Genomic DNA, 26,384 nt, shown 5'->3' on the forward strand with positions numbered 1-26,384 from the left:
GCAACATAGCCATCCGGCGTCAGATCCGCGAGGATCGCCACCGCCCGGCGGGTAATGCGCACCGCCGCTTCGCCCGGCTCCTCTCTGCCCCGGCACGGAATCAAATCCGGATCGTGCAGGAAAATCAGATCGGCATCGGATGAATAATTCAGCTCATGGCTGCCCAGCTTGCCGAGCGCCAGCGCCGTCAGCCCGCGCGGCCCGACCGAAACATCGGCGCCGCGCTCCGCCAGTGCAGCGGTTATGGCGGCATGAATGGCAAGATCAACAAATTCCGACAAGGCCGCCGTGACCTGCTCCAGCGGCCATAACCCGGCCAGATCGGCCAGCGCCGTGACCAGAGCGACATCGCGGCGGGCCGTGCGCAGGCGCGGCATGATCGGCTGCGACTCATCACCGGCCCGGGCCATGGCATCGGCAAAGGCAGCGCTTGGCCCAGCTGCCGCGAATCGCGCCAGTGTGGCCGCGCGGCTGCGAAGCAGGCCTTTCAGGAATGGCGCGTCGGCCCATGCAGCCGCAGCGGCAATTGCCAATTGCGGCGCCAAGCCAGCGGGCAACAGCGCAGCCAGATCGGGCGGCACGGCCCGGTCTGGCAGCTGGAATTTCATTCGGCCGTCACAGCCGCCTTGGCGCGCCGCCGTTCGGTGAACCAGATGGCGATGATCGACAATTCATACAGCAAGATCAGTGGGATGGCCAAAGCCACCTGGCTCCACAGATCGGGCGGCGTCAGCACGGCTGCGGCCACGAATGCCGCCACCACCGAATAGCGCCGGCCGGAAATCAGCATCGCCCGGGTGACGATACCGGCGCGTTCCAGCAGCATCAGCAGCACCGGCAGCAGGAAGGCGATGCCAAAGGCCAAAATCAGGCTCATCACCAGATCGAGATACTCGCCCATCGCCGGCAAGGCTTCGCGATTGATGCCATTTTCGCCGCCAAGCTGCTGGAAACCGAGGAAAAAGCGGAACGCCGCCGGCATCACGCCATAATAGGCCAGCGCCGCGCCGCAGGTGAACAGGATCGGCGTCGCCAGCAGGAACGGCAGCAGCGCCTTTTGCTCGCGGCGGTACAGGCCCGGCGCCACAAAGCGCCAAAGCTCGTTGGCAATCAGCGGGAAGGCAATGCAAAACCCGGCAAAGGCTGCCACGCGGATTTCGACGAAAAACGCCTCATAAAGCTTGGTGTAGATCAACCGCGCATCGCCCCCCGATGCATTGACCAGCGGTTGCACCAGAAAATCGAAGATGCGCGCCGCCTGGCTGAACGACACGCCAAACGCCACCACGAAATAGATCACGCAGCGCAGCAGCCGCCCGCGCAGCTCGATCAGATGATCCATCAACGGCGCCTTGCTGGCGTCGATATCGCTGTGATCGGTTTCCGCGTTCATGCGGCGTCGCTCTGCGGGGTGGCGGCATCGGCAGTATCAAGGGCCGGCTCACCAACAACGATCTTCTTGGCGCGCGGCTTGCGCGGGCGCTTGGCTGGCGCTGGCTTGGCAAGATCGACAGCCTGCACTGCATCTTGGTCCGCCGGCGGTTCCTGGCTTAGCATCACCGTTGGCCAGGGGTCATAGGATGTATCGGTTGCCACCGGGCCAGCAAGATTGGGCAGGCTGTTTTCGGGCAGGGCGGTCGCCTTCATGATGGCTTCGTTCTGTGCCGCCCACAGCTTCTGCATTTCTTCCAGCTCGGTTTCGCGCATCATGGCGTCAAATCCGCTGCGCAGATGCCGGCTCATGGCGCGGCCCTTGGCCACCCACTGGCCCACCCAGCGCATCGCCTTGGGCAGGTCTTTCGGGCCGATGACCAACAAGGCCACCAGCCCGATGACCAGAAGTTCAGACGAATCAATGCCAAACATGGGGCGATGCCAGAATCCTTGCGGCCTTCCTTGCGGTGAGGCCCCTGCAACAGATCAGCGCGGAGCTTCCTCGCCCAGCTTGCTGGGCTGGGGTTGGCCGCCATTGGTCACTTGCGGCGGCGGCGCGGCGGCTCCGGGTGACGGCGGCACGGCATCATCGTTCAGCCCCTTCTTGAAGCTGTTGATACCCTTGGCAAAATCACCCATCAGATCGGAGATGCGCCCGCGGCCGAACAGCAGCACGACGACCAATATGACCACCAGCCAATGGGTGAGGCTGAACGAACCCATGACAATTTTCCTCGGCGAAAAAGACCTACAGCCGCCTTCTACGCCCATGCCTGCCGATATGCCAGCCCAGCCCTTACGGCAGCGCCGTCACAGCCGGATCAGCCGCCGGCCAAAGCTCTGGCCGGTAAACAACCCGCAGAACGCTGCCGGCAGGCTGGCCAGGCCATCGAAAATCTCTTCGCGGTATTTGACGCTGCCCGCCAGGATCAGCGCGGCCAGTTCCGCCTGGGCGGCGGGGAATTGCGGCAGATCATCAAACACCACCAGCCCCTCCATGCGCAGCCGCTTGCCGATGAATTCGCGGGTGTGGTGGATGCCAGGCGCGTCCTGCGGGGTAAGGTTGTAATCCGCCACCTGCCCTGAAATCACGATGCGGCCCTTCATGCGCATCACCGGCAGCGCGCGATCGACGCTGGCATTGCCGACATTGTCGAACAGCACGTCCCAGCCGTCTGCGCTGGCTTCGGCAAAGCGCGCGTCAAAATCGGCAGCCTTGTAATCCAGCGCGTCATCAAAGCCGCATTCGTCGACCAGCCAGCGGCATTTCTCGGTGCCGCCAGCAATGCCGACCACTTTGGCTGCGCCCCACAGCTTGGCCAGTTGGCCGGCGGTCGCCCCCACCGGGCCAGCGGCGCTCGTCACCAGCACGCGCTCGCCGGGCTGCATATTGGCCACACGCTTCAGCCCGAACCATGCCGTCATCCCTGGCACCCCCAGGATGCCGTTCCACAACGACAGCGGCACGCCCAGATCGGGAATTTTCGACAGATAGCCGCGGCCACCCGACACCATGTGCGTCGCCCAACCGGTGCCCATCACCAGATCGCCGGCCGCGAATCGCGGGTGGCGGCTGTCCAGCACTTCACCCACCGCAAAGCCATCGACCATCGCGCCGGCCTTCAGCGGCGGCGCGTAGGACGCGCCCGGCGATAGCCGGGAACGTGTGCCGGGATCACAGCTGATGAAACGATTGGCAATCAGTAGCTGGCCATCGTCCAGCGCCGGGATCGGCAGCGTCTCCAGCTGGAAATCCGCCGGCGTCGGCACGCCAATGATGTGCCGCGCCAACACGATGCGTTGCATTTCAGTGGCCATATTGCTTTCAGTCATGCCATCATCTCCCCAGATCAACGGAGTGCACCATGGACCAACGCATCAGCATCGTCACCCTCGGCACTGACGATCTTCCGCGCGCCGTCGCGTTTTGGGAAGCCATGGGCTGGCCGCGCAAGGCCCGCAAATTCGCCGCCATCGCCATGTTCCAGTGCGGCGGCCTGGCCTTTGCCCTCTACCCGTTCGACAAACTGGCCGAAGATTGCGGGATGACAGACAGGGGGCAGGGTTTCGGCGGCTTCACCCTCGCCCACAATGTCGCCAGCAAAGCCGAGGTGGACGAACTCCTCGCCCGCGCCGTCGCCAATGGCGCCACCCTGCAAAAACCGGCCCACGACGCCTTCTGGGGCGGCTACTCCGGCTATTTCTGCGATCCCGACGGCCATCCGTGGGAAGTGGTCTACAACCCGTTCATGCTGCCAGGGCCGGATGGAGCAGTGACATTGGCGGATTGAGCCCCCCCCCCCCTCACAAGCGGCGCGATGCGTCCATGCGCTGATGCAGGATGCGGATGATAGCGATGCCATCGTCCTGCACCCGGAAATAGATGATGTGCTGTTCGACAGCACGTCGCCGATAGCCGGGTCGGATATGGTCGCATGCAGGGGCCTGATAGGGCGCGGCGGCCAGAGCCGCGCACGCCGCCTCGATCAGATCGGTGTAGCGCATGGCCTGCGCCAGCCCCCAGCGGTCCACGGTATCATCAAACAAGGCTTCAAGATCGCGCTGTGCCCTGGGGCTCAGCCGATACTCAGCCATACTGGGCGGCCTTGCGCTGCTTGAAGGCGGCAAAGTCGAAGCGTTCGGCCGGCCCGCTCTGTTCGCCGTCAATCAGCGCCTGTCTGATCCAGTCCGTCTCCACTGTCCGTTCCTGCGCGCGGCGGATCAGATCGCGGATGGCTTCGCTGTCGTTGGTGTAATGCCCAGCCGCGATTTGGCTGGCTATCCAGTCATCTTGCTGCGCGGTCAGCGTGATGGTCTTGCGCACGGTGGCCATTTCCTGCACTCCTTACCATAATATTGGTGCAGTTTTGCATATTCACGGCATGGTCGCAATCGTGCAGATTACGCTTCTGTTCCGCCAGCAACGCCGGCTCGGGCAGCGGCAATGATGCGGTTGACCGCGTCGGCCACGGCGGTTTGGGCAGTGTCGATCACCAGATCAACCTCCGGCCAGGGTTCAAAGGCAAGGGCCACCACATGCGCCCAGCTGGGCAGGGCATGGCCGGCAATTTCAGCTTTGCGCTGCTCGACTCGGCGGCGATGCTCGGCCCGGTCACTACAAATAATCTCCACCTCCAACAACGCACCATTGCAGCCTGCGGCTCGCCAACCAGCGCGGCTAGCGGCAACCGGGTTCACACAATCGGCCACCACGCCCATGCCCAGCGCAAGATTGGCCGCCGCCAGCGCATAGGCAACGCCATATCCGGCCGCACCGAAATCGGTGCCCGGTGCATGGCGCAGCAGCGCCTGCTCAATCTCATCAACCCGCAGGTAGAAAAGGCCCAATTGCCGGACCGCCGCCTTGGCGATGGTGGATTTGCCAGTGCCCGGCAGCCCGCCGAAGATGATCAGAGGTGACCGTTCCAGCATCAGGGCACTGCCGCCCCCAGCTGCTCCCCCAACAACTCCAGCGCCGCGATCGCAAACACCACCATGTTCCCCTGCCGGTCGCTCGATCCCGTCGCAATCGTTCGCGCCACTTGCACCGGGCCGCTGACGGCCACCACATCGTGCCCGGCGGCATGGCCATAGGGGTTGCCGTTCGGCCCGGCCGCACCAGTTTCGCCGATCCCCCAGCTGGTGCTGTGCTGCTTGCGGATGGTTTCGGCCATAAGCAGCGCGAATGGCTCGGTGGCGGACATGAAGCCGCGCACATCCTCGCGCTTGAGGCCAAGCAGCCGGTGCCGGGCGCGCGGCGTGTAGACCACCGCGCCGGCGATATAGAAGGCCGACGCGCCCGGCACGGCCAGCAGCGCCGCCGAAATCAGGCCGCCCGCCGACGATTCGGCCACCGCGATGGTCTCCCCGCGCGCTTTCAGCCGTTCGGCAATGGTGGCGGCGGTGGCGAACAGGGTTTCCATGGTCATGGGCGCAGCTTCGGTGGTTGCAGCCATGAAGGCAAGACCCGGATCAAGGCAGCGGATGTAACAGACGAGCGAGCAAATCCATGCATTCATGCAGGATCGCCAGAATCAGCGTCGGGCCGCCGTCCATCGGCAAGGCGAAGGTCAGATGGCGGCCGCAGCGGGCAATGCGCACATCAGGGTGCACGGCTGGCAACGCCCGGTGGCGGTGCGGATGATCGACAAGCTGCTGAATGGCCTGCTCGATTGCTCCGGCATAGCTGCGCGCTTGTTCGGTGCCCCATTCATCGCGCGAATAACGGATAACGGCGCGCAAATCGGCTTCCGCGGCCTGCGGAAGCCGCCAGGCCGTCAAGCTCGATCAAGCTCTTGCGCAACGATGTCGGCAAAGCTGCTGGTGGAAATGGCACCGCCCAATGCTGCTGAAATCCGCTGATCGATCAGGGCTTTCAGTTCGGCCAAGGCCGGCCCGTCAACTTCAGAATCGGGGAACAGGCGCTCCAGTGCAAATTGGCGAATACTCTTGCCTTCCAGCGCGGCGAGCGCCTTCAGGCTGTTGTGCTGCTGGTCGCTGAGATCGATGCTGAGGCGGCTCATGTGCGCAATCTGCCACAAGGCGTGCATTTGTGCAAATGTGGTTTTGTGCGGCCCATCAATGAAAATCCCGGCTTTTCGGGATCACGCGCACATCGCGGGGATGGCCGGCGCGGTTGGCGGGTTTGGGCGGCGGCGGTTTGCGGTTTGAGGGCCCGTGCACCAGATCCTCGCTGGCCCGCGCCAGCGGCGGCGTCGCGTCGTGCGCGTCCGACAGGCGGTCCAGCACCGCGCTCATGTCGGTGATGCGCGTCGCCATCAGGTGCATGACGCCTTCCGGGCTGCGCTGCACTTCACCGTCCACCTGCATCAGGCGGCTGGCCATGATCGCCCGGCGATAGCGTTCGAACAGGCGTGCCCACACCACCACATTCACCACGCCGGTTTCATCCTCCAGCGTGATGAAGATGGCGTTGCCGCCGCCTGGCCGCTGCCGCACCAGCACCACGCCGGCCACTGTCGCACGGCGGCCGTTTTTTGTGGCCTGAAACTGCGCAGACGTGCGCGTTTCGGGCAAAAAACGCCGCAAAAGTGCCAGCGGATGGCCACGGAGGGACAGCCGCAGCACCTGATAATCGGCCGCCACCTCCTCCCCCGGCGCCATCAGCGGCAGATCGGCCGCCGCCTCCACGCCCAGATCGCTGGCATCGGCGGCGGCAAACAGCGGCAGGCTGTCCACCGGCGTGCGCAACGCCTGCCAGCCGGCATCGCGGCGATTAAGCCCCAAGGACGCGCAGGCATCGGCATCGGCGAGCAGTTTCAGCCCCCGCGCCGGCAGGCCGGCACGGCCGAGATCCTCCAGGCTGCGCACCGGGCGCGCCGCCGCGATGCGCTGTGCCCATTCCTCGCGAAAGCCGCTGATCTGGCGCAGGCCCAGCCGCAGCGCCAGCCCGGCATCATGGCGCCCGCCCACCTGTTCGCCCGCCCCTTCAAGGGTGCAATCCCAGGCACTGTGGTTCACATCCACCGGCAGCACCTGCACACCGTGCTCAGCGGCATCGCGCACGATCTGCGCAGGGGCATAAAATCCCATCGGCTGCGCATTCAATAGCGCGGCAGCAAACACCGCCGGGTATCGGCATTTCAGCCAGGCCGACACCCACACCAGCCGGGCAAAGGCAATCGCGTGGCTTTCGGGAAAGCCGTAACTGCCAAAGCCCTTGATCTGATTGAAGCACCGCCGTGCAAAATCAAGATCATAGCCGCGCGCCGTCATGCCGCCGACCAGTTTCTCTTCGAAATAATCCATGCCGCCGACGCTGCGAAACGTCGCCATGGATCGGCGCAGGCGATTGGCTTCGGCCGGGGTGAATCCCGCCGCGGTGATCGCCAGCTTCATCGCCTGTTCCTGAAACAGCGGCACGCCCAGCGTCTTGCCGAGCACGATTTTCAGCTCATCAGGGTCATGCGGCGGGCCGGGCGCCGGCAGATGCACCGCTTCGCGCCCCTGCCGGCGGCGCAGATAGGGGTGCACCATGTCACCCTGGATCGGCCCGGGCCGCACGATCGCCACCTGGATGACAAGATCATAAAATTCCGCCGGCTTCAGGCGCGGCAGCATGTTCATCTGCGCCCGGCTTTCAACCTGGAATACCCCAACTGAATCAGCGCGCTGGAGCATGTGGTACACATCCGCAGTGCCGCCGCGCGGCGTGTCGCCGGGCACGCTGTCCAGCGACCAGGCCTGGCCAAGCCGGGTTTCAATGAAATCGAACGCGCGCCGGATGCAGCTGAGCATGCCCAGCGCCAGCACATCCACCTTCATCAGGCCCAGCGCGTCGATATCGTCCTTGTCCCATTCGATGAAGGTGCGATCGGGCATGGCGGCATTGTGGATCGGCACCAGTTCATCCAGCCGGGTTTGCGTGAGCACAAAGCCGCCGACATGCTGCGACAGGTGGCGCGGCATGCCCATGATTTCGCTCACCAATCGCCCCAGCCGCGCAATGGCCGGATTGTCGGGATCGATGCCGGTTTCGGCAAACCGCTCCCGCTCCATCTGGCTGGCGTAACTGCCCCACACCGTGGACGACAGCCGGCTGGTGAGATCTTCGGACAGGCCGAGCACCTTGCCAACCTCCCGCACGGCGCTGCGCGGGCGATAATGGATCACGGTGGCCGCGATGGCCGCGCGTTCCCGGCCATAACGTTCGTAAATCCACTGCATCACCTCTTCGCGGCGTTCGTGCTCGAAATCGACATCGATATCGGGCGGTTCCTTGCGTTCTTCGGAAATGAACCGTGAAAACAACAGATTATGCTCGGCCGGATCAACGGCGGTAATGCCCAGCACAAAGCACACCGCGCTGTTGGCGGCGCTGCCGCGGCCCTGGCACAAGATGCCCCGGCCCTGCGCAAAGGCGACGATATCGTGCACCGTCAGGAAATAGGGGGCATAGCCAGCCCGCGCGATGATGCGAAATTCTTCGGCCAGCAGCGCCGCCATCTTGGGCGGAATGCCATCCGGCCAGCGTTCACGCGCCTTTTGCTGCGTGAGTGTTTCCAGCCAGCCTTGCGGGCTGTAGCCGGCCGGCACCGGCTCGTCGGGATAATCATAGCGCAGCTGATCAAGATTGAAATCGATGCGGGCGAGCAACCGCGCCGGCTCGGCCAGCGCCTGCGGCACATCACGAAACAGGCGCGCCAGTTCGGCGGCAGATTTCAGATGGCGTTCGGCATTGGCCGCCAGCCGCGTGCCCGCCGTGTCCAATGTGCAGCCGTGGCGGATGCAGGTGATCACATCGTGCAGCGGGCGCTGCTGCGGCGCGGCATAGAGCGGCGCATTCAGCGCCAGCAGCGGCACGCCGCACGCCTGCGCCTGCGCCGCCAGTGCCGCCAATTGGCGCCGATCATTGCCGCCATGGCCCATGCTGGCGCCCTGCCACAATCGCCCCGGGCAGGCGTGCGCCAGTGCCGCAAGCTTGCTGTGCTGGCTGCTGCCCGGCGGGAGCATGATCAGCAGCAGCCCATCGGCATGATCGATCAGATCGGGCAGCGACAGGTGGCAATCGCCCTTTTCGGCGCGGCGGTTGCCCAGCGTCAGCAGCCGCGTCAGCCGGCCCCAGCCGGTGCGCGTTGCCGGATAGGCGATAACATCGGGCGTGCCATCGATGAACACCAGCCGCGCGCCGACAGCCAGTTTGAAGCGAGGCGGCTCGCGGCCAGCCTCCTTGGCAGCTTCGGCAAGATCGCGCACCGCCACATGCGCGCGCACCACGCCGGCCAGCGTGTTGATATCGGCGATGCCGATGCCGGCATGGCCCAGCGCCGCCGCTGTCTGCACCATTGCCGCCGGGCTGGAAGCGCCGCGCAGGAACGAATAATGGGTTGCAGCCGCCAGTTCGGCAAAGCCGGGCGCCAGCAGCCCCATCAGGCAAACAGGCCGTGCAGATACCAGCCCGGCGCCGCGGTTTCGCGTTCATAGAGGCCGTGGCGGAACAACCAGAAGCGGCGGCCGGTAGCATCTTCCACCCGCCAGTAGTCGCGGGTCAGGCCGGCGCCGTCCTTGCGCTGCCACCACTGCGCTGCGATGCGTTCCGGGCCTTCATGGGCGGCGACATCATGCACCCGCCCGCGCCAGCGAAATCGGCGCGGCGGGCCATCGGGCACCTCGGCAAGCACTTCGATAGGCTGCGGCGGATCGAACAGGCGAATCGGGCGGGCGGGCGGTTCCCCCGGCACCAGCGACGGCCAGGCTGCCGCCGGACAATCCCGCGCCGTTGCACCCGGCGGCGGGCAATCTGCCAGGCTGCCGAGGAAACTGGCCTGTTCGGGAATATGGGTATCGGCGTGCTCCAGGCGGCGCAGGCGGCCGCGCCCCAGCCGGGCTGTCAACCGGTCAACCAGTTCGGAAAGCTGGGTTTCGGCCAGTGCGCCGCCATCCAGTCCAAGCTGCGATTCGTCCAGCGGCGCGGTGATCGGCACCGCCAGCCGCACCAGATCATAGCCAAAGCCCGGATCGAGCGGATCATTGAGCGCCGCAATGCGTTCATCAAACAGCCGCAGCACGGCCCGCGCATCGCGCTGCGGCTCGGCAGTGTCCACGGCCAGCTGCGCGACATGGCCGTCGCTGCGATACAGAGCCAGGGCAAAGTGCCGGCCGCCCTGGCCGCGCGCACCCAATTGCGCGCCGCAGCGCAGCAACAAACGCTCCAGCACGGCCCGCACCGCATCATGCTGCACAATCGGGCTGGCAAAGCGCTGCTCCGCCATCACCTCGGCAGCCGGTTGCAGCGGGTCCAGCGGCTGTGCCGCCGCCTCGGTCAGGGCATCCAGTGCAGCCAGCAGCGCCTCGCCAAAGCGCGACGCAACGGCAGCGCGCGGCAGCCGCGCCAGATCGCCGACACAGCGCAGGCCAGCGCGGCGCAGGCCGATCTGCACCGGTTCGAGATCGGACAGCGCCGCCAGCGGCAAGTGCGCCGTGCGCTCCACGCCAAAACGCGCCAGCGCCAGCGCCGCAGCCGGTGTGGCCGCCAGCGCCGGCTGCACACTGAAACCCAGGCGGTGCAGGCGGGTGACGATGTCGGCAACCAGGCTGGCTTCGCCGCCAAGCAGATGCGCGCAGCCGCTGATATCGATCACAAATCCGTGCGGCGGCCGCGCCGCCACCATCGGGGACCAGCGCGTCGCCCCCTGCGCCAACCAGTCAAGGCACGCCGTATCAGCCGCCGGATCGTGCGGCAGTGCCCGCAGGCCGGGCAGGCGCGCGCGGGCATCGGCCAGCGCCAGGCCGGGAACAATGCCTTCGGCCAGCGCCGCTTCATTCACGGCACGTATGATCTGGCGGCCGCGATCATTGGCAATCAGCGCCAGCGGCGTATCAGCCGGCGCGGCGCCAGCCCGCACCAGCCGCTCCGCCGGCAACCACGGCAGCGCGAGCGCCAGGATGCGGCGATGCATCGTTGGAGGGGCGCCGGGCAAAGCCAGCGCCGATCGGGGTGATGCCAAAGCGGATGGCATCGGTGTCATGGCGGCTTTCACCGCTTTGGAAGCTGCAACGGTCACGGTTCCACTCCAGCACTTGTTTTATGTCGGCAGGGCCACCGCGTTGACGGGTCAGGCTGATGGTCAGGCGCGGCGGCCCCGGCGCACCGGCCGCCAATTGCCGCGCCGGGGCCGGCTGCGCCTCCCAGCGGCTGCTGCAGGCGCTGGGCCGGGGTTGCCCACTGCGCAGCAGCAGCGTGAACACGCCGTGGGCTGCGGCCGCCAATTGCAGCCGCCGCGTCACCGTCAGATCGATGGCCTTGGCCTCGCCATGGCTTTCGATCACCAGCGTGCCCAGCGCCGCGCAACGCTGCGCTTCGCCAGCCGCACGCAGCATCGGCACCACCCCGCCCGCTGCCACCAGCCACAGCCGCGCCGGATCGCCGCCCAGCTCGGCCAGGCCAGCGCCGTGGAGCATGCCATTGTCGTCCCAGCCATCCGCCACCCACAGGATCGGGCCGGGCCGCGGGCAGGCCAGCGCCAGCATCAGCGCGAACGCCGTGGCCCCAGCCCCCGTCCCTGCCCCGTAAATCTCGTGACACGCCGCCAGCGCCAGCCCGCCTTGCAGCACCGCATCCAGCCGGCCGCCATCCAGCGCCAACCGGTGCATCGGCTTTGCCGGCGCCAGCGGTGGCAGCAGCGGTAGCGGCGGGGGTGGCAACAGGGAGGGGGCGGCAAACATGGGGCAAAGGACGACTCGACTGGACGGAATGTTCCGTCTTTGTTCTAGTTGCAGTCAGCAGCCCGTGCGAGTCAAGCGGCTCTGTTGTGGCAGGTCAGTGTTGCGCTCAGTCCTGAATGCAGCGCGGAGCCAGGCTTGCCCGGACTTGCTATGCCTGCCCCTGCCCGGCACCGGGTTACAGAGGATGGCTGGCAGCTGTCGCCTCGATTGCATTGAAGAAATCGGCGGTGCGCGCACGCTGATGCGCAGCCTGTCCTACACAGGCAATGCCTGTCACCATTGCGTTATCCGATGGTCATACGCGGCGCAAAGGCGGGGACAAAAGGCGGGCTGAAACACGCGAGATGCGTCAGAAGCGTTTAATGTAACCGCCCGAAAATGGCGTGAGATATGTTTGGGGCCTTGTTCTTTGACAGTTAAATCGCGGCGCAAAACAGCGCGCTACCCCGCCCGCGCCGCCGCTTCGCGGACCAGAATGATGCGATCCTGGCCGAAATACATGTCGTCCTTGGCAACATAATAGGTCGGGCTGCCAAAGCCGCCGCGGGCGATGAGTTCGTCGGTGTTGGCGCGCAGCCGGGCCTTCAGATCGGGCGAATCGGCCAGTTCCAGCGCCGCCGCCGCGTCGAGTCCGCCGGCCGCAGCAGCGTCGGCCAGCACATCGGCCTGGCTGATGTCACGGTCTTCGCCCCAGTAGAGCTGGAAGATGCGGCGGGCGACCGCTTCGCAGGCACTGCTATCGGCAGCGACCAGGCACAGCCGCATGGCCCGCGCGCTGTTCACCGGAAAGATGCTGGGCGTCCATTTGATCGCCAGCCCCGAACGGCGGATCCAGTCGTGCATATCCTTGGTGAAATAGCGCGCCTTGGGCACCACGGGTTTTGCGCGCATTTCATACACGCTGGGGTTGACCGTGTTGAACACGCCGCCGACCAGGAACGGCCGCCAGACGATATCAAACCCGTCTTCTGCTGCCGCCGCCACCAGCGCTTCAAAGCCGAGATAGGTCCACGGACTGGAACAATCGAAAAAGAATTCCACCTGTGCCGTCATGACCCTCTCCCCAAACCCGCATATGCAGTTAGTGTGCACGTATGATGCATGTCTTCAAACCGGCCTTTTTACTGGCACCGCTGGCTGCACTGCTGATTGCGGCGGCCCCGACTGCGCCCGCAGAACCGGCACCAATCGAAGATCGCTTGGCGCAAGTGGCCGCGCTTGTCGATGCCGGCAAAAGCGAGGAGGCGCTGGCCATTCTCGATCCGTTGCTGGCCAGCAGCGATCTGCCGGCTGACAAGGGCCGGGTGGAAGGGCTGCGCAGCTTTGCGCTGGCCCGGCAGGGCAAATTCGTGCCCGCACGCGCTGCCATAGAATTTGCCGCCGATGCGGCGCTCAACCCGTCGCTGCTGATCCTGCGCCAATTGTTCGTGCTGCGCGCTATCACCGGCGATGTGCCCGCCGCTGGCCAGGCGCTGCAGTTGATTGCCGTGTCCAATCCCAAATGGCTGAACGAATTGCCGCCTGAACTGATCAGCCAGATATTGGCGGCAACCACCGACAAGAACCGCCAGTTCGATCTCGCCCTGACGCTGGAAACCGCTGGATACACGGCGCCCGGCCAGACAATAGGCTCCGGCGACAATCTCAAGCTGCTGGTGATCAACGGGCTTGCCAGCCGCGACCGGCTTGATGAAGCGCAGCCGCTGGTCGACAAGCTGGTCAACACGGTCAGCCTGGCACGGCTGGCCATCGACAGGCGCTATCAATCGCTGTGGCCGGCGCTGGAAAAGCGGCTTGGCCCCGGCGCCGATCTGGCAGACGGCGTCTATCTGGCCGCCAGCAAGGCCGCGCTGGATGCGCAGCCGGCCGATGCCACGGCCCGGCTGGGCTATGCCAGCGCTCTCAATATCGTGTCGCGGGAACGCGATGCGCTGGCGTTCGCCGACACTGCCAAAACCGCCGAGGCCATGGCCAGCCTGCAGGGCAACGGCCTGTGGCTGGTCAATCTGTCCGCCCAATTGCTGATTGATCTGGGCCAGATCGATGAAGGACTGGCGCGCTACAATCTGCTGGCCGGCCTTGATGCCGAAGGCCGGCCGGAGCTTGCCGGCCTGCTGATCAACCATGCGCTGGTGGCCGATCAGGCTGGCCGCTGGGCGGCGGCGCTGGCTGCGGCCGATCTGGCCGAACGCAAGGCCGGCAAGGACATGAACGATTATGGCATGTTGTTCCTGGCCGCCGTTCGGGCCTGCGCGCATCACCGCCAAGGCAATGCTGCCGCCGCCGCCGCCGCGCTGGCGCCGCTGTTGGCCAAGCCCGATGCCAATGACGATGCTTATGGCCAGGCGATGCTGTGCACCGGGCGCATCGATGCAGCGGCGCGTGCCATGGCCGCAAAGCTGAATGATCCCGAGCGCCGGAGCGACGCGCTGTTTGAGTTGCAGACGTTCATCATTGCCGACCAAAAGGAACTGCCCGGCCGCCGCAGCCGCGCCGATCTGCGTGCCCTTAAGGCGAGGCCCGACGTGAAGGCCGCATTCCTGAAATGGGGCCGTGATCTGCCGGCCGCAGTGGCGCCGCCGCGGTGAACGGCCTGGCGGTGGCGGCTGACCGGCGACCACCTGTGAATTCGCAATTGCCCGGCTTGGTGCTCACTCTGGCGGCGGCTGCGCTAGCAGCGCTGGTGCCGGGTTTGTTTGCCGGGCTGATAATCATCGCTGGGTTCAGGGACGAAAATTGGGGGACGGCACTGACGATTGCCCTGTTCGCTACCGCGTTCGGCTTGCCTTATGCACTGCTTGCGGCAGTTGTCGGGCCAAGATTGGCCACGCGTGCATCAACCGCCGCCGGGCGCATCGCCGTGTGGCTGGGCACCGGGTTTGTGTGCGGATGCTGCATCGTGGCAATCCCGTCGGTGCTGCTCGGCACGGCGCGCGGGCTTGATATCATGGGCTTTTATGGCGGGCTTGGCATGTTGGGGAGCACCGTGCTGATGGCCATGCTGAGCCGGCGCTGACGATCACGACTACGCCGCCACCGGGCCTGATCTGCCGGGCCGGCCTCCAAACCAGTAACAGGGTTCAGGGGTCACCCCTGCCCGCCGAAGGCTCTCGCTCGTGCTAGCTGCGGTTTACCGCCGAAACCGGTCGCGTAATTCGAATTTAAGCACTTTGCCGGCCGGATTGCGGGGCAGCACCGTGACGATTTCCAGCCGGGTCGGCAGCTTGTAGCGGGCCAGTCGTTCGGTCGCCCAGGCGCGCAGGATTTCGATATCCAGTGCAGCGCCGGGCTTCAGCGCGGCGACGGCGGTAACGCTTTCGCCCCATTTTTCATCGGGTTCGCCAAAAATCGCCACTTCGGCAATGGCTTCGTGGGCATAAAGCACGGCCTCCACCTCGGCCGGGTAGATATTCTCGCCGCCGCTGATGATCATGTCTTTCAGGCGGTCGCAGATATACAAAAAGCCATCATCATCCAGATAGCCGATGTCGCCCGAATGGAACCAGCCTTCGGCATCGATGGCCGCCGCCGTGGCTTCGGGTTTGTTCCAGTAACCGCGCATGATGTTGGGGCCGCGCATGATCACTTCGCCGCGTTCGTGCGGCCCCAGCGGCGTGCGGCCATCTTCGCCAACGACGCGCAGATCGACAAAGAACATTGGCTTGCCGGCCGAACCCAGCTTGGCCAGCGCGAAATCCGGGCCGAGATAGGTGCCCGACGGCGCGGTTTCGGTGAGGCCATAGCCCTGATTCAGTGGAATGCCGCGCGCGCCATAAAGGCGCAGCAAAGGCTCCGGCACTGGCGCGCCGCCGCACATGATCACCCGTATGCTGGAAAGATCGGCCGTGGCGAAATCTGGCTGCTGGGCAATGAACAGCAGCATCGCCGGCACAGCGAACGTCGTGGTGACGCGGTGAGCCGCAACATCGGCGAGGAACCGCACCGGATCGAAGCCCTTGTGCAGGATGACATGCCCACCCTTTTGCCAGCAACTGAGCGGAGTGACGTTGAGCCCGCCGATATGGAACAGCGGCGCCATCACCAGCGAGATATCTTTCTCGCTGACATCGGCGCCCATTGCGCCATTGATATTGGCCCACCAGAAATTGCCGTGGGTGAGCATGGCACCCTTGGGCCGGCCAGTGGTGCCCGATGTGTACATGATCACCGCAACATCATCGTCGGCCGTGGCCACGCCGTCAGCCAGCGGCGCGGCATCACCGACGAATTCGGCAATCGGCTGCCATCCATCGGCCGGGCCATCGGCCGACAGGTAACGACGGCAGCACAGGGACAGGCGCACGCCGTCGATCACCGGCCGGTGCGGGCCATCCACCACCAGCGTGTGCACACCGGCATCGTTGATGATGTAATCAAGTTCGGGCCCAGTGAGGCGGAAATTCAGCGGCACAAAGATCGCGCCCAGCCGCGCGGCGGCAAACAGCAGATCGAAATACAGCGGATTGTTCAGCCCGAGATAGCCGACCCGGTCGCCCCGGCAGACGCCGCCGGCCTTCAGGGCCGCCGCCAACCGATTGATCGCATCGCCCATTGCCCGGTAGCTGCGGGTAGCGCCCTCAAAGCTGAGCGCCGGCCGATCCGGCGTCTGCATCACACGCCGGCTGAACCAGCTGTTCAATCCGATATCGGCCTTCACCATCGTCATCACCCTCCCCAGCGCGTGAGCGGCGTTGTGGCCGGCTCGCGGCGCGGCGTCAATCTGCTGGTTCTGGCCAGTTCGGCGCTGGCGGCCAGGTGCGGGGCCAGATCAGCAACCACGCACCATGCGGGCGACCGCCAGCGGGTCAAGCGGCTGCCGCGCCAGCCAACACCCCGGCCGCGGCCAGGATTTGACACTGTTGACGCATCTGGCCGGGTTGCTGGCTGGGGTTCTGAGCCCGTGCAAAGGTGTTGGGTTCAAGCCCCATGCCCGGCAGGGTGACATTCTCTGGCGCTGCAGGACCGGCCCGCCGGGTTTATTTGGCGCTGGCGAGGTCGGCGGCAACCGCTTCCAGCATGGCCTCGGTCAGCTGGCCGCCCGCCATCGGCAGCAGCTCCTTGAGGCTCATCGTCTTGAATTGGTCCAGCATCGGATGGCTGGACAGGCCAGGAATGCGGGCATCGATCACGGCCTTGGCCTTTTCATTGGCGAGCAGTTGCTCGATCGGCGAATCAAGGCCGGCAGCGGGGGCAGCAGCGGGAGCAGCAGCAGCGGGGGCGACCGGCGCAGCGGGCACCGGCGGCGCGGTTTGAGCCAAGGCAGCAGCCGGCAGCGCAGCGAGGGTGAGGGCAATCAGCAGTTTCATCAGGAACACTCCAACGGCAAAAAGGGATCGGATATCAGGTAAACACGCGCGCGAAGATCGTGTCGACATGCTTGAAATGATAAGCAAGGTCGAACAGGCCTTCAAGCTCGGCATTGGACAGGTGGGCCGTCACGTCAGCATCGGCCTTGAGCAGATCCAGCAAGCTCAGGGCGCCATCGGATTCCCACACTTTCATGGCGCCTCGCTGCACCAGCCGATAGCTGTCGTCGCGGGTCAGGCCGGCCTGGGTCAGCGCCAGCAGCACGCGCTGCGAATGGATCAGGCCGCCCATCTTGTTCAAATTCTTCGCCATCCGCTCCGGATAGATCAGCAATTTGTCGATCACGCCGGTCAGCCGCGCCAGCGCGAAATCCAGTGTGATGGTGGCATCCGGGCCGATATAGCGTTCAACCGAACTGTGGCTGATGTCGCGCTCATGCCACAGCGCGACATTCTCCAAGGCTGGAACCACCGCGGAACGCACCATGCGCGCCAGGCCGGTGAGATTCTCCGTCAGCACCGGGTTGCGCTTGTGCGGCATGGCGCTGCTGCCCTTCTGACCGGGCGAAAAATACTCCTCCGCCTCCAGCACTTCGGTGCGCTGCAGATGGCGCACTTCGGTGGCCAGCCGCTCGATGCTGCTGGCGATCACGCCCAGCGTGGCAAAGAACATCGCATGGCGGTCGCGCGGGATGACCTGGGTGGAGACCGGCTCGACTGACAGGCCGAGCTGCGCTGCCACATAGTCCTCCACCTGCGGATCGATATTGGCGAAGGTGCCGACAGCGCCGGAAATCGCGCAGGTGGCGATATCGGCCCGCGCTGCCACCAGCCGGGCGCGGCAGCGGTCAAATTCGGCATAGGCCTGCGCCAGCTTGAGGCCAAAGGTCGTCGGCTCGGCATGAATGCCGTGGCTGCGGCCCATGGTGGGGGTGAATTTATGCTCCAGCGCCCGGCGCTTGATCGCGGCGAGCAGGGCGTCCATGTCGGCGAGCAGCAGATCCGACGCGCGGGCGAGCTGCACGGCGAGGCAGGTATCGAGCACGTCGCTCGATGTCATGCCCTGGTGCATGAAGCGCGCTTCCGGACCGACCTGCTGCGCTACCCAATCCAGAAAGGCGATCACGTCATGCTTGGTCACCGCTTCGATGGCGTCGATGGCGGCGACATCGATGACCGGCTTGGTCGCCCACCAATCCCACAGCGCCTTGGCCGCGCTTTGCGGCACAACGCCCAGATCGGCCAGCTTCTGGGTCGCATGGGCTTCGATCTCGAACCAGATGGCCAGGCGGCTTTGTGGCTCCCAGATGTGGACCATGTCGGGGCGGGAATAACGCGGGATCATGAACGGCCTTTCGTGTCGCCGCGCGCCTAGCATGGCGGCGGTGACTTGCCTATCTACAGGCTGGTGTTCCCGGCCAATCCTGCCCATCCTCAGCGCGTTCGCGTTATCCCGTTTCAGCATGGCCTGGGGCCGCTGGATTATGCCGTGCCGGCCGGCATGACGTTGAACGCCGGGGACGCCGTGGAGGTGCCGCTGGGCCCGCGCCGCATCATCGGCGTAGTTTGGGATCTGGACAGCGCCGCAGCGCCCGAAGTGCCGGCCAGCAAATTGCGCGCCGTGGCTGCGCGGCTGGATCTGCCACCACTGGCTGCACCGCTGCGCCGCCTGATCGATTGGACCGCCGATTATTATGTCGCGCCGCTGGTGCAGGTGGTGCGCATGGCGTGGCCATCGGTGGCGTTCCTGCCGGCGCGGGCGCTGACGGAATATCGCCTGAGCGGCCCGCCGCCGGCACGCATGACGCCGGAACGGGCCAAGGCGCTGGAGCTTCTGGCCGGGCGTGGCACTGGCACCTTGGGCAGCGCCCGCGATCTGGCGCGCATCGCCGGCGTATCCGAGGCGGTGATTCGCGGCCTGGTGGCGGCGGGCACGTTGGTGGCCGAAACTGTCTCTGGCGATGCCAGCCCGCCGCTGCCTGATCCCGATCATGCCGCGCCTGTGCTGTCGCCCGATCAACAGGCCGTAGCCGCCACGCTGGTGGACGCCGTGGACGCCGCGCAGTTCGCGCCGTTCCTGCTGGAAGGCGTGACCGGATCGGGCAAGACCGAAGTGTATTTCGAAGCCATCGCCGCTGCCATAAGGCGCGGCGGGCAGGTGCTGGTGATGGTGCCGGAAATCGCCTTGACTGCGCCGTGGCTGGATCGGTTTGCGGCACGGTTCGGCTGCCAGCCGCTGGCGTGGCACAGCGATCTGAAAACCAGCGAGCGCCGCGCGGCCTGGGCTGCCATCGCCGATGGCCGCGCCCGCGTGGTGGTGGGGGCACGATCAGCGCTGTTCCTGCCCTATGCCCGGCTGGCGTGCATCATCGTCGATGAAGCGCACGAAGCCAGTTTCAAGCAGGATGAAGGCGTGCATTATCACGCCCGCGACGTGGCGGTGATGCGCGGCCGCATGGAAGGCCTGCCGGTGGTGCTGGCCACGGCCACGCCGGCCATCGAAACCCAGGTGTTGGCCAGCCGCGGCACCTATCGCCATCTGCACCTGCCCAGCCGATTTGGCGGCGCACAACTGCCGCAGGTGCGGCTGGTGGACATGACCCGGCATCCGCCAGCGCGCGGCGCGTGGCTGTCACCGGTGCTGGGCGCAGCGATCAGCGAAACACTGGCGCTGGGCGAGCAAAGCCTGTTGTTTTTGAATCGGCGTGGGTATGCGCCGCTCACGCTGTGCCGTGCGTGCGGGCATCGTATCCAATGCCCCGATTGCACGGCGTGGATGGTGGAACATCGGCTATCGCGCCGGCTGGCCTGCCATCATTGCGGGCATCAATTGCCGGTGCCGGCATCCTGCCCGGAATGCGGCGCCACCGATCATCTCGTGGCCTGTGGGCCGGGCGTTGAGCGCATCGCCGAGGAGGTGCAGCGCACCTGGCCCGATGCCCGCATCGCCGTGGTGACCAGCGACACCATCACCAGCCCGGCCCGCGCCGCCGCGTTGGTCACGGCGGTTGAGCAGCGCAGCATCGATATCATCATCGGCACCCAGATGGTGACCAAAGGCTATCATTTCCCCGATCTGACGCTGGTGGGCGTGGTGGATGCCGATCTTGGCCTGCAAGGCGGCGATCTGCGCGCTGGCGAACGGAGCTGGCAGCAGATCGTGCAGGCTTCGGGCCGGGCCGGGCGCGGCCACAAGCCGGGCCGCGTGCTGATTCAAACGCACCAGCCCGGCGCGGCGCTGATGCAGGCGCTGGGCAAGGGCGACGCCGCGGCGTTTTTTGCCGCCGAAATCGCCGCGCGGCGTGATCTGGGGCAGCCGCCGTTCGGGCGGCTGGCGGCGCTGATCGTGTCGTCAACCGATGCCGATGCCGCCCGGCTGGGCGCGCAGGCGCTGGGGGCGGCGGCGCCAGTTCGGGATGGCTTGCTGGTGCTTGGCCCGGCGCCCGCCAGCATGGCCATGCTGCGCGGCCGCCACCGCCACCGGCTGCTCATACAGGCCCGGCGCGAGCTGCCGCTGCCGGCCATCTTGCGCGATTGGCTGGCGCGCGTGCCGTTGCCGGCATCGGTGCGGGTGGTGGTGGATGTCGATCCCTACAGCTTTGTCTGAAGCCAGCCGGCGGCGCGCAACGCGGGCAAGTAGGTTTCGCTAATGGCTTGCTGGCTGCCATCGGCCAGCACCAGCAGCCAGCGCCGGCCGTCCCGGCGCACGCCGGCGACGTGGCGGCGTGCCACCCAGGCGCTGCGGTGGACCTGCGCGCCGGCAAGCTCGGCCAGCTCAGGCAGCGCATCGCCGAAGCGAAACAGCACCAGCGGTCGCAGGTAGTCCTTCGGGCCGCCCGTCAGCACCAACCGCAGATAATGATCTTCGGCGGTGACCATCAGCACATCGGCCAGATCGGGCAGGCCGGCACGCTGGGCCAGCAGCGGAGTGGCGGCAGGCACCGCAACGAGCGGTTCGGCAGTCGCTTTGGCAGGTGGGGCAGCACCGCGCGGACTGCGCAAAACGGCGGTGAGCACCGAAATCGATCCGCCCACGATCACCGCCGTGACGTAGAGGCCGAACCACGGCAGCGCCACTGGCCGACCGATCGCCCGGAACATCAGATCAATTTCCAGCGGCATGGTGGCATTGAGCAGCAGTGCGCCCAGCAGCGCCGCCAGCGCCGCCATGCGGCGATTGGTGACGCGCGGGCCGATCCAGCTGTACCACAGCCACCATTTTGCGCTGTTCCAGCCGATCAGCACCAGCCAGAACACCAGCCGGCTGGACGCTGGCAGGCGAAGCGTATCGAACGGCCCGGTGATCAGGCACACCAGCACGGCAAACAGGGTGGCCGCAATCAGCGGCCGCAGCGGCGGCGCGGCATCACGCGAGAAAGAAACGGTCGATTCCACGCAGCGTGAATCCGGTTTGGACGGGTTTGACGAAGTGGCTGGCATGATAAGCGAAACCGGCGTTGCGGCAAGAGGCGGCAAGCGGTCACAACCGGGCCATCACCTCCGCCTCAGCCAATCCCGAAAGGCCCGCCATGCTTGCCAATTTGTCCCCGCTGCTGATTGCTCATCTTGCCGCCGCTTGCCTGGCCATGCCGCTGGGCCTGTATCAGATGGTCGCCCGCCAAGGCGCGCCCGGGCACGCGCTGGCCGGCCGGCTGTATGTGCCCGCCATGCTGGTGTGCAATCTGGGTGCGTTGGCGACGTTCCGGCCCGACACCAGATTTCTGCCGTTTCACATACTGGCATTTGTCGGCCTGTATTCATTGATCTCCGGCATGCTGGCGCTGCGCCGCTGGCTGGCACACCGCAATCCGGCTGATCTGAAAACCCACAAGATCCAGATGGCCTACAGCTGGCTGGGCCTGATGATGGCAGCGTTCAGCCAGGTGCTCACCAACCCGCGCTTTGGCATCATGGAGGGTTTTGAACCGACGCAGTTCTGGATGATGCTGATCGGGCTGAATGGCGCGCTTTATGCGGTGGGCAGCTGGTGGCTGTTTGGCCGGCTGCTGCGCCGAAAACTGGCGTGATCAAATGGCGTGATCAACTGGCCTGATGGCCGGGCAGGATCGGTGCCAGCGGCAAGCCGGCGGCATCGGCTTCCAACTGCTTCAGCCCGCGGCCGAGCAGCAGACGATCGGCGCCCTTGAAGCCGAACCGCCACATCACAAAGCCAAAGGTGCCCAATATGGCGAAAAATCCGATGGTCAGTTGAATGGGCTCAGGGGTGCGCAGCACCAGCATCCCGGCGCCAAATGCCGGCAGCGCCGCCAACAGCAAGGACCAGCGCCAGCCGGACACCGGATGGCCCAATCGGGCAGCCAGCAGCCGCGATTTGGCAACGGATTGCAGCAGCGCCGCCGCGGCCAGCGCCGCCGCCGCCCCAACCGCGCCGCCCAATGGCCCATCCAACGGCACCAGCCACAGCGTCAGGCCGGCCTGGACCACCAGCCCGATTACCGACCAGGTGAGATTGCGGCCGCGCGCCACATAAATCAGCGCACCTTCGGCCACGGCGGCTTGCGCTGCCAGCAGCTCCACGGCCAGCAACACCGCCAGCACCACCACACCGCTGGCAAAGGCCGGGCCAAACAAACCCATGGCTGCCTGCCCGACGATCCCCAGCGACAACACCGCCGCCAATTGCACCGAAGCCACCCAGAAACTGATCTGGCGCACATGCGCCGCCACCTTGACCAGATTGCCCGCCGCCAGATTGCGAGTCAGCACCGGGCCAAGAATGGGATCGAAGCTGGATTTCAGCCGTTGCGGCAGCGATGCAATCTGCTGGGCCACATAATAAATACCAATTAATTCAGCGGAGGCAAAGCGCCCCAGAATGAAGATATCCAGCCGGCGGGCGCCCCATTCGGCCAGATCGGCGCCGGCCAGCGGGCCGTTGGCACGCACCAGCCGCCACAGCCGCGCTGCATCGAACCGCCATCCCCGGGGCCAACCAAAGCGCCGCACCGCCGGCGCCAGCGCCGCCAGAAACGCCGCCAGCATCGACAGCACATAGGCAATCAACATACCGTCCCCTTTCCAGGCGGTGAACGCCAGTGCCAACGCAGCGATCGACAACATCCAGGGTTCGATGATCGACCGCGCCCGCACCGTCGCAGCAACATCGTGATGAAAGGCGAGCCCGGCCAATGCGATATCGGCCAGCGCAATGAACGGGATGATCAGCGCAAACCAGCGATCGAGCGGGTGCAGGCGCGCCGCCGGGAACAGCAATTCGGGCAGCGCCACCAGCACAGCGGCCCCCAGCAGCCCGGCCAGCAGCGCCACCAGCAAGGCATCGGCCACCGCGCCGGCCTGATCATCGGGGCGGCGGGCCAGATCTTCGGCCAGGCCGCGCTTCAGGCCCAGGGTGGCCAACATGGCAGCCAGTTCGACGACCATGGTGGCATAGGCAAATCGCCCGAGCGCTTCAGCGCCGTAGAGCCGCCCGGCAATGAACAGAAAGGGAAAGCGCGCCGCCAGACGCAGCACATACCCAAAAAAGCTGGTGCGCCCGCCTTTTGCCAGTGCCGCGGTTTCCGCGGCGTCCCGGCTGGAGGCGGCGGGTTCAGCCAACATGCACCCGGCGATAGCGGCCATGCAGATACAGCAAAGGCTCCCGCGCGGCATCCAGCGCCAGCCGCTCGACCCGGCCGACGATGATGCGGTGATCGCCGCCATCGTGATCGGCATACAAGCTGCAGGCAAAGGCGGCTTTGGCGGCGGCCAGCACCGGCACACCATCCCAATCCAGCCAGTCGTGCGCGCCAAACCGGTCCACATCGCGCTGGGTGAAGCGATTGGCCACCGATTGACCATCAAGATCGAGGATGTTGATCGCAAATCGACCCGATTGGCGCAAAATCGGCAGCGCCGATGCGCCATTGGCCGGGCAGAACAGCACGAGCGGCGGATCGAGGCTGACTGAGGTGAAGCTGTTTGCGGTCAAGCCCACGCGTTCCCCGCTGGGCGACTGGCTGGTCACCACGGTCACCCCCGTCGCAAAACAACCAAACGCATCGCGCAGCAATCGTGCATCGAAAGGGGCGCCTTCATGGTTTGGCGCGGAAACGTCGGTTGGCTGCAAGGTCATGCGGCGTAGTTATCGCGATTTCGCGCCTCGTCAATGTTATGAATGGCCGCTACCGCACTATCCTTGGTGTTTGCTGTTCAACACCCTCCCCGAGGATCCGCCGATGTTGCCCCTGTCCCTGCTGTTGCTGAGCCTTGCTGCTGCGGCGGATATACCAGCCGCCTTGCCGCTTGATGCCGCCACATTGGCAAGGCTGCCGCAGGTCCAGGCCGATTTTGCCGCGCATGGTAAAAGCCACAGCTGCACCGGAGTCCGCTTGAGTGATCTGGCAGCAGCGGCGGGCCTGCCAACCGGCGCAGACGTGCGCGGCCCCGCGCTGACATTGGTCATCATCGCCCAGGCCGAAGATGGCTACCGGGCAGCATTCAGCCTTGGTGAAATTGATACCAAGCTGGGCAACAGCCCGGCTATTGTCACCGGCAATTGCGACGGCAAAGCCTTGAGCCCGGATGACGGCCCGCTGCGTCTCGTTGTGCCAAACGAGGCTCGGGCGGCCCGGTCAGTTCGGCAATTGCGCAAGTTGCTGGTGGTGCAACTACCCTGACAGCCCGGTACCGGCGGCCGGAGCAGGGCTGGCGGTTGATCAGCGTTGGCGATGGCCCCGCGCTTTGCTGCACGCTTTTATAGCGCGAGGCCCTTCAACCACGTGCGCAGTGCCGGCCCGATGTCATCGCGTTCCAGCGCCAGCGCCACGTTGGCCATCATATGTCCGGTCTTGTCCCCGCAATCAAAGCGGGTGCCAGTGAAGGTCAGAGCATGAAACGGCTGCACGCCGATCATTTCGGCCATTGCATCGGTCAATTGAATTTCGCCGCCAGCGCCGCGCTTGCCCTGCGCCAGCACATCCATCACCTCGGGCTGCAAGATATAGCGGCCGATGGCGGCCAGCCGCGACGGTGCCGTGCCAGCGGCAGGCTTTTCAACCAGTCCTTTCACCTCGGTAATCAGGCCATCAACTGCGCCAGGATCGACGATGCCATAGCGGTGGGTGTGTTCGTCCGGCACTTCCAGCACGGAAATGATATTGCCGCCAAGCTGCTCGTAGGCTTCGTGCATTTCCTTCAGCGCCGGGCTGGCCGGATTCCACAGCAATTCGTCAGGCAGCAGCACGGCAAAGGCTTCGTTGCCGACAACATGCCGCGCGCACCACACCGCATGGCCCAGGCCGGCCGGATCCTGCTGGCGCACATAAACCATCCGGCCCGGTTCGATCTGGGTGGCTTCCAGGATTGCCAATTCCGCTGACTTGCCGCGCTTGACGAGGGAATCGACCAGTTCGCGCGCGATATCGAAATAATCCTCCAGCGCGCCCTTGCCGCGCGCTGTCACGAACACCAGCCGCTCGATCCCGGCGGCCAAAGCTTCGTCAACGGCATATTGCAGCAGCGGCTTGTCCACCACCGGCAGCATTTCCTTCGGCATTGCCTTGGTCGCCGGCAGGAATCGCGTGCCTTGGCCGCCCACCGGAAACACGGCGGTTTTCACTGGTCGAAATGTCATTCTTGCCCCTTTTTCACTGCCCGGCGCATGTGCTTCGCTGTAGCCCCGGTCAAGCTAATCTTCGGTAAACTTGTGCTACTTTTCATCACATACTGCGCCAACCCGCCGGGCGATGCGCCAAATCGTTGCCGCCGCGTTGCAGCAGCCCATATTCTGGCGGCGGGCCGCGCGGGCCGGCATTCAAGCCACTGGAAACCGCAGCAGCCGATCCCCGTCCATCACCAGCGCAGTTGCCGGCCCAGCCAAAGCGGCACGGATGGCCGGATCGGCGATATCCAGCCCGCCGGTAAAGCTGCCAAACGCCGGCAGGATCAATTTGGCGGGGCCAGCGGCAAAGCAGCGCCGGGCGATGTGGCGACCGCGGTGGCGGATCACCAGCTTGGGATGGAAATGGCCCGACAATTCCGGCGCTGCGTCGTGCGGGTCGGCCTGATGACGCAGCGTAAGCGGGCCAAGCACGGCCTCCTCCAGCACACGCCCGCCCAGGCTGGCCGCAGCGGCCTCGTCGTGATTGCCGGTGATCCACCACCAATCGAGATTGTGCGTCATCAGGCCCAGCGCATGGCGCGCCGCTGGCTGCAGACGGTCCGGCCCGCCTTGATCATGAAAACTGTCGCCCAGGCACACCACCCGCTGCGCGCCGGTCTGCGCGACTGCCGTAATCAGCATGTCCAGTGTGTCGGCGCTGTCATGCGGCGGCAGGAACAGCCCGCGCATGGCAAAATGGCTGGCCTTTTCCAGATGCAGATCGGCGACAAACAGCGTCTGGCCCGCCGGCCAATACAGCGCGCCGCTGGCCAGCGGCTGGAACATCGCCCCGGCAAATTCAAACACTGCGCCCATGTCCGTGCGCTACGCTGCTGACG

The 26,384-nt window shown here is 65.7% G+C and carries 28 protein-coding genes and 1 pseudogene; 6 read left to right on the forward strand and 23 right to left on the reverse strand.

Annotated elements, in window-relative coordinates:
- From ABWP50_RS06725 to ABWP50_RS06745, 5 genes and pseudogenes are all read right to left on the reverse strand, one after another.
- Nucleotides 1–608 (reverse strand): annotated as a pseudogene (locus ABWP50_RS06725) (hypothetical protein); the annotation flags it as partial.
- On the reverse strand, nucleotides 605–1,393 hold the full coding sequence (gene tatC / locus ABWP50_RS06730) for a twin-arginine translocase subunit TatC (protein ID WP_353217227.1): 789 nt from the start codon (nucleotides 1,391–1,393) through the stop codon (nucleotides 605–607). The pseudogene ABWP50_RS06725 and the gene tatC, both read right to left, overlap by 4 nt.
- Nucleotides 1,390–1,866, reverse strand: a complete 477-nt coding sequence (gene tatB / locus ABWP50_RS06735; protein ID WP_353217228.1) for a Sec-independent protein translocase protein TatB — start codon at nucleotides 1,864–1,866, stop codon at nucleotides 1,390–1,392. Before tatB ends, tatC begins: the two co-directional genes overlap by 4 nt.
- A 54-nt stretch (nucleotides 1,867–1,920) precedes the next feature.
- On the reverse strand, nucleotides 1,921–2,157 hold the full coding sequence (locus ABWP50_RS06740; RefSeq protein ID WP_353217229.1) for a twin-arginine translocase TatA/TatE family subunit: 237 nt from the start codon (nucleotides 2,155–2,157) through the stop codon (nucleotides 1,921–1,923).
- 87 nt (nucleotides 2,158–2,244) lie between these two features.
- Nucleotides 2,245–3,267, reverse strand: a complete 1,023-nt coding sequence (locus tag ABWP50_RS06745; protein ID WP_353217230.1) for an NADP-dependent oxidoreductase — start codon at nucleotides 3,265–3,267, stop codon at nucleotides 2,245–2,247.
- Between the two features lie 32 nt (nucleotides 3,268–3,299).
- Between ABWP50_RS06745 and ABWP50_RS06750 the strand changes: the two genes are divergently transcribed.
- On the forward strand, nucleotides 3,300–3,725 hold the full coding sequence (locus ABWP50_RS06750) for a VOC family protein (RefSeq protein WP_353217231.1): 426 nt from the start codon (nucleotides 3,300–3,302) through the stop codon (nucleotides 3,723–3,725).
- 13 nt (nucleotides 3,726–3,738) lie between these two features.
- Here the strand turns inward: ABWP50_RS06750 and ABWP50_RS06755 are convergent, their stop codons facing one another.
- From ABWP50_RS06755 to ABWP50_RS06800, 10 genes are all read right to left on the reverse strand, one after another.
- Nucleotides 3,739–4,029, reverse strand: coding sequence for a type II toxin-antitoxin system RelE/ParE family toxin (locus ABWP50_RS06755; protein WP_353217232.1), 291 nt, complete (start codon nucleotides 4,027–4,029; stop codon nucleotides 3,739–3,741).
- The gene (locus ABWP50_RS06760) at nucleotides 4,022–4,267 is read right to left on the reverse strand and encodes a type II toxin-antitoxin system ParD family antitoxin (RefSeq protein ID WP_353217233.1); all 246 of its coding nucleotides are present in this window, start codon (nucleotides 4,265–4,267) and stop codon (nucleotides 4,022–4,024) included. Before ABWP50_RS06760 ends, ABWP50_RS06755 begins: the two co-directional genes overlap by 8 nt.
- A gap of 68 nt (nucleotides 4,268–4,335) precedes the next feature.
- Entirely contained in the window at nucleotides 4,336–4,866 is a 531-nt protein-coding gene (locus ABWP50_RS06765) for a P-loop nucleotide/nucleoside kinase family protein (protein ID WP_353217234.1), read from the reverse strand.
- Nucleotides 4,866–5,363, reverse strand: a complete 498-nt coding sequence (locus ABWP50_RS06770) for a CinA family protein (protein WP_353217235.1) — start codon at nucleotides 5,361–5,363, stop codon at nucleotides 4,866–4,868. Before ABWP50_RS06770 ends, ABWP50_RS06765 begins: the two co-directional genes overlap by 1 nt.
- 43 nt (nucleotides 5,364–5,406) lie before the next feature.
- Nucleotides 5,407–5,715 (reverse strand): type II toxin-antitoxin system RelE/ParE family toxin, encoded by a 309-nt coding sequence (locus ABWP50_RS06775; RefSeq protein ID WP_353217236.1) that lies wholly within the window; start codon nucleotides 5,713–5,715, stop codon nucleotides 5,407–5,409.
- Nucleotides 5,712–5,957 carry a type II TA system antitoxin, ParD family gene (locus ABWP50_RS06780; protein ID WP_353217237.1) on the reverse strand — a complete coding sequence of 82 codons (246 nt, stop codon included), beginning with the start codon at nucleotides 5,955–5,957 and terminating at the stop codon, nucleotides 5,712–5,714. The genes ABWP50_RS06775 and ABWP50_RS06780 overlap by 4 nt, the downstream gene beginning before the upstream one ends.
- A 55-nt stretch (nucleotides 5,958–6,012) precedes the next feature.
- A complete protein-coding gene (locus tag ABWP50_RS06785; RefSeq protein WP_353217238.1) occupies nucleotides 6,013–9,324 on the reverse strand; it encodes an error-prone DNA polymerase in 3,312 nt (1,103 codons plus the stop codon).
- Nucleotides 9,324–10,853 carry a DUF6504 family protein gene (locus ABWP50_RS06790; protein WP_353217239.1) on the reverse strand — a complete coding sequence of 510 codons (1,530 nt, stop codon included), beginning with the start codon at nucleotides 10,851–10,853 and terminating at the stop codon, nucleotides 9,324–9,326. The genes ABWP50_RS06785 and ABWP50_RS06790 overlap by 1 nt, the downstream gene beginning before the upstream one ends.
- Nucleotides 10,774–11,619, reverse strand: a complete 846-nt coding sequence (locus ABWP50_RS06795; RefSeq protein WP_353217240.1) for an ImuA family protein — start codon at nucleotides 11,617–11,619, stop codon at nucleotides 10,774–10,776. The genes ABWP50_RS06790 and ABWP50_RS06795 overlap by 80 nt, the downstream gene beginning before the upstream one ends.
- Before the next feature lie 441 nt (nucleotides 11,620–12,060).
- Nucleotides 12,061–12,672 carry a 2-hydroxychromene-2-carboxylate isomerase gene (locus ABWP50_RS06800; RefSeq protein ID WP_353217241.1) on the reverse strand — a complete coding sequence of 204 codons (612 nt, stop codon included), beginning with the start codon at nucleotides 12,670–12,672 and terminating at the stop codon, nucleotides 12,061–12,063.
- A 41-nt stretch (nucleotides 12,673–12,713) separates the two neighbouring features.
- On the opposite strand from ABWP50_RS06800, the gene ABWP50_RS06805 reads away from it, so the two are divergent.
- Both ABWP50_RS06805 and ABWP50_RS06810 read left to right on the forward strand, forming a co-directional pair.
- Nucleotides 12,714–14,207 carry a hypothetical protein gene (locus ABWP50_RS06805; protein ID WP_353217242.1) on the forward strand — a complete coding sequence of 498 codons (1,494 nt, stop codon included), beginning with the start codon at nucleotides 12,714–12,716 and terminating at the stop codon, nucleotides 14,205–14,207.
- Between the two features lie 35 nt (nucleotides 14,208–14,242).
- Complete coding sequence (locus tag ABWP50_RS06810; protein ID WP_353217243.1) at nucleotides 14,243–14,635, forward strand: hypothetical protein; 393 nt, start codon at nucleotides 14,243–14,245, stop codon at nucleotides 14,633–14,635.
- Nucleotides 14,636–14,749: 114 nt separating this feature from the next.
- Here ABWP50_RS06810 and ABWP50_RS06815 read toward each other — a convergent pair whose 3' ends face one another.
- The 3 genes from ABWP50_RS06815 to purB all read right to left on the reverse strand — a co-directional run bounded on the left by ABWP50_RS06815 (nucleotide 14,750) and on the right by purB (nucleotide 18,270).
- The gene (locus ABWP50_RS06815) at nucleotides 14,750–16,285 is read right to left on the reverse strand and encodes an acyl-CoA synthetase (RefSeq protein WP_353217244.1); all 1,536 of its coding nucleotides are present in this window, start codon (nucleotides 16,283–16,285) and stop codon (nucleotides 14,750–14,752) included.
- A gap of 310 nt (nucleotides 16,286–16,595) precedes the next feature.
- Nucleotides 16,596–16,925, reverse strand: coding sequence for a hypothetical protein (locus ABWP50_RS06820; protein ID WP_353217245.1), 330 nt, complete (start codon nucleotides 16,923–16,925; stop codon nucleotides 16,596–16,598).
- 34 nt (nucleotides 16,926–16,959) lie between these two features.
- A complete protein-coding gene (purB, locus tag ABWP50_RS06825) occupies nucleotides 16,960–18,270 on the reverse strand; it encodes an adenylosuccinate lyase (RefSeq protein WP_353217246.1) in 1,311 nt (436 codons plus the stop codon).
- A 45-nt stretch (nucleotides 18,271–18,315) separates the two neighbouring features.
- On the opposite strand from purB, the gene ABWP50_RS06830 reads away from it, so the two are divergent.
- Nucleotides 18,316–20,532 (forward strand): primosomal protein N', encoded by a 2,217-nt coding sequence (locus ABWP50_RS06830; RefSeq protein ID WP_502951002.1) that lies wholly within the window; start codon nucleotides 18,316–18,318, stop codon nucleotides 20,530–20,532.
- Here ABWP50_RS06830 and ABWP50_RS06835 read toward each other — a convergent pair.
- On the reverse strand, nucleotides 20,517–21,365 hold the full coding sequence (locus ABWP50_RS06835) for a LytTR family DNA-binding domain-containing protein (protein ID WP_353217247.1): 849 nt from the start codon (nucleotides 21,363–21,365) through the stop codon (nucleotides 20,517–20,519). The genes ABWP50_RS06830 and ABWP50_RS06835 overlap by 16 nt on opposite strands.
- A gap of 89 nt (nucleotides 21,366–21,454) precedes the next feature.
- Here ABWP50_RS06835 and ABWP50_RS06840 point away from each other — a divergent pair, with 89 nt between their 5' ends.
- Nucleotides 21,455–21,952, forward strand: coding sequence for a DUF2306 domain-containing protein (locus ABWP50_RS06840; protein WP_353217248.1), 498 nt, complete (start codon nucleotides 21,455–21,457; stop codon nucleotides 21,950–21,952).
- 13 nt (nucleotides 21,953–21,965) lie between these two features.
- Here ABWP50_RS06840 and ABWP50_RS06845 read toward each other — a convergent pair whose 3' ends face one another.
- A complete protein-coding gene (locus tag ABWP50_RS06845; RefSeq protein ID WP_353217249.1) occupies nucleotides 21,966–23,504 on the reverse strand; it encodes a lipopolysaccharide biosynthesis protein in 1,539 nt (512 codons plus the stop codon).
- Nucleotides 23,494–23,919: a flavin reductase family protein gene (locus ABWP50_RS06850; RefSeq protein WP_353217250.1), complete on the reverse strand. Its 426-nt coding sequence runs from the start codon at nucleotides 23,917–23,919 to the stop codon at nucleotides 23,494–23,496. The genes ABWP50_RS06845 and ABWP50_RS06850 overlap by 11 nt, the downstream gene beginning before the upstream one ends.
- Between ABWP50_RS06850 and ABWP50_RS06855 the strand changes: the two genes are divergently transcribed.
- Complete coding sequence (locus ABWP50_RS06855; RefSeq protein WP_353217251.1) at nucleotides 23,855–24,562, forward strand: molybdopterin-dependent oxidoreductase; 708 nt, start codon at nucleotides 23,855–23,857, stop codon at nucleotides 24,560–24,562. The genes ABWP50_RS06850 and ABWP50_RS06855 overlap by 65 nt on opposite strands.
- A 77-nt stretch (nucleotides 24,563–24,639) precedes the next feature.
- Here ABWP50_RS06855 and ABWP50_RS06860 read toward each other — a convergent pair whose 3' ends face one another.
- Nucleotides 24,640–25,518 (reverse strand): UTP--glucose-1-phosphate uridylyltransferase, encoded by an 879-nt coding sequence (locus ABWP50_RS06860; RefSeq protein ID WP_353217252.1) that lies wholly within the window; start codon nucleotides 25,516–25,518, stop codon nucleotides 24,640–24,642.
- A gap of 180 nt (nucleotides 25,519–25,698) precedes the next feature.
- Entirely contained in the window at nucleotides 25,699–26,361 is a 663-nt protein-coding gene (pdeM, locus tag ABWP50_RS06865; RefSeq protein ID WP_353217253.1) for a ligase-associated DNA damage response endonuclease PdeM, read from the reverse strand.
- Between the last annotated feature and the right edge of the window lie 23 nt (nucleotides 26,362–26,384).

Origin of the sequence: Sandarakinorhabdus sp. (assembly GCF_040398645.1) — a bacterium.
In the GTDB taxonomy this organism is placed as follows: Bacteria; Pseudomonadota; Alphaproteobacteria; order Sphingomonadales; family Sphingomonadaceae; genus Sandarakinorhabdus.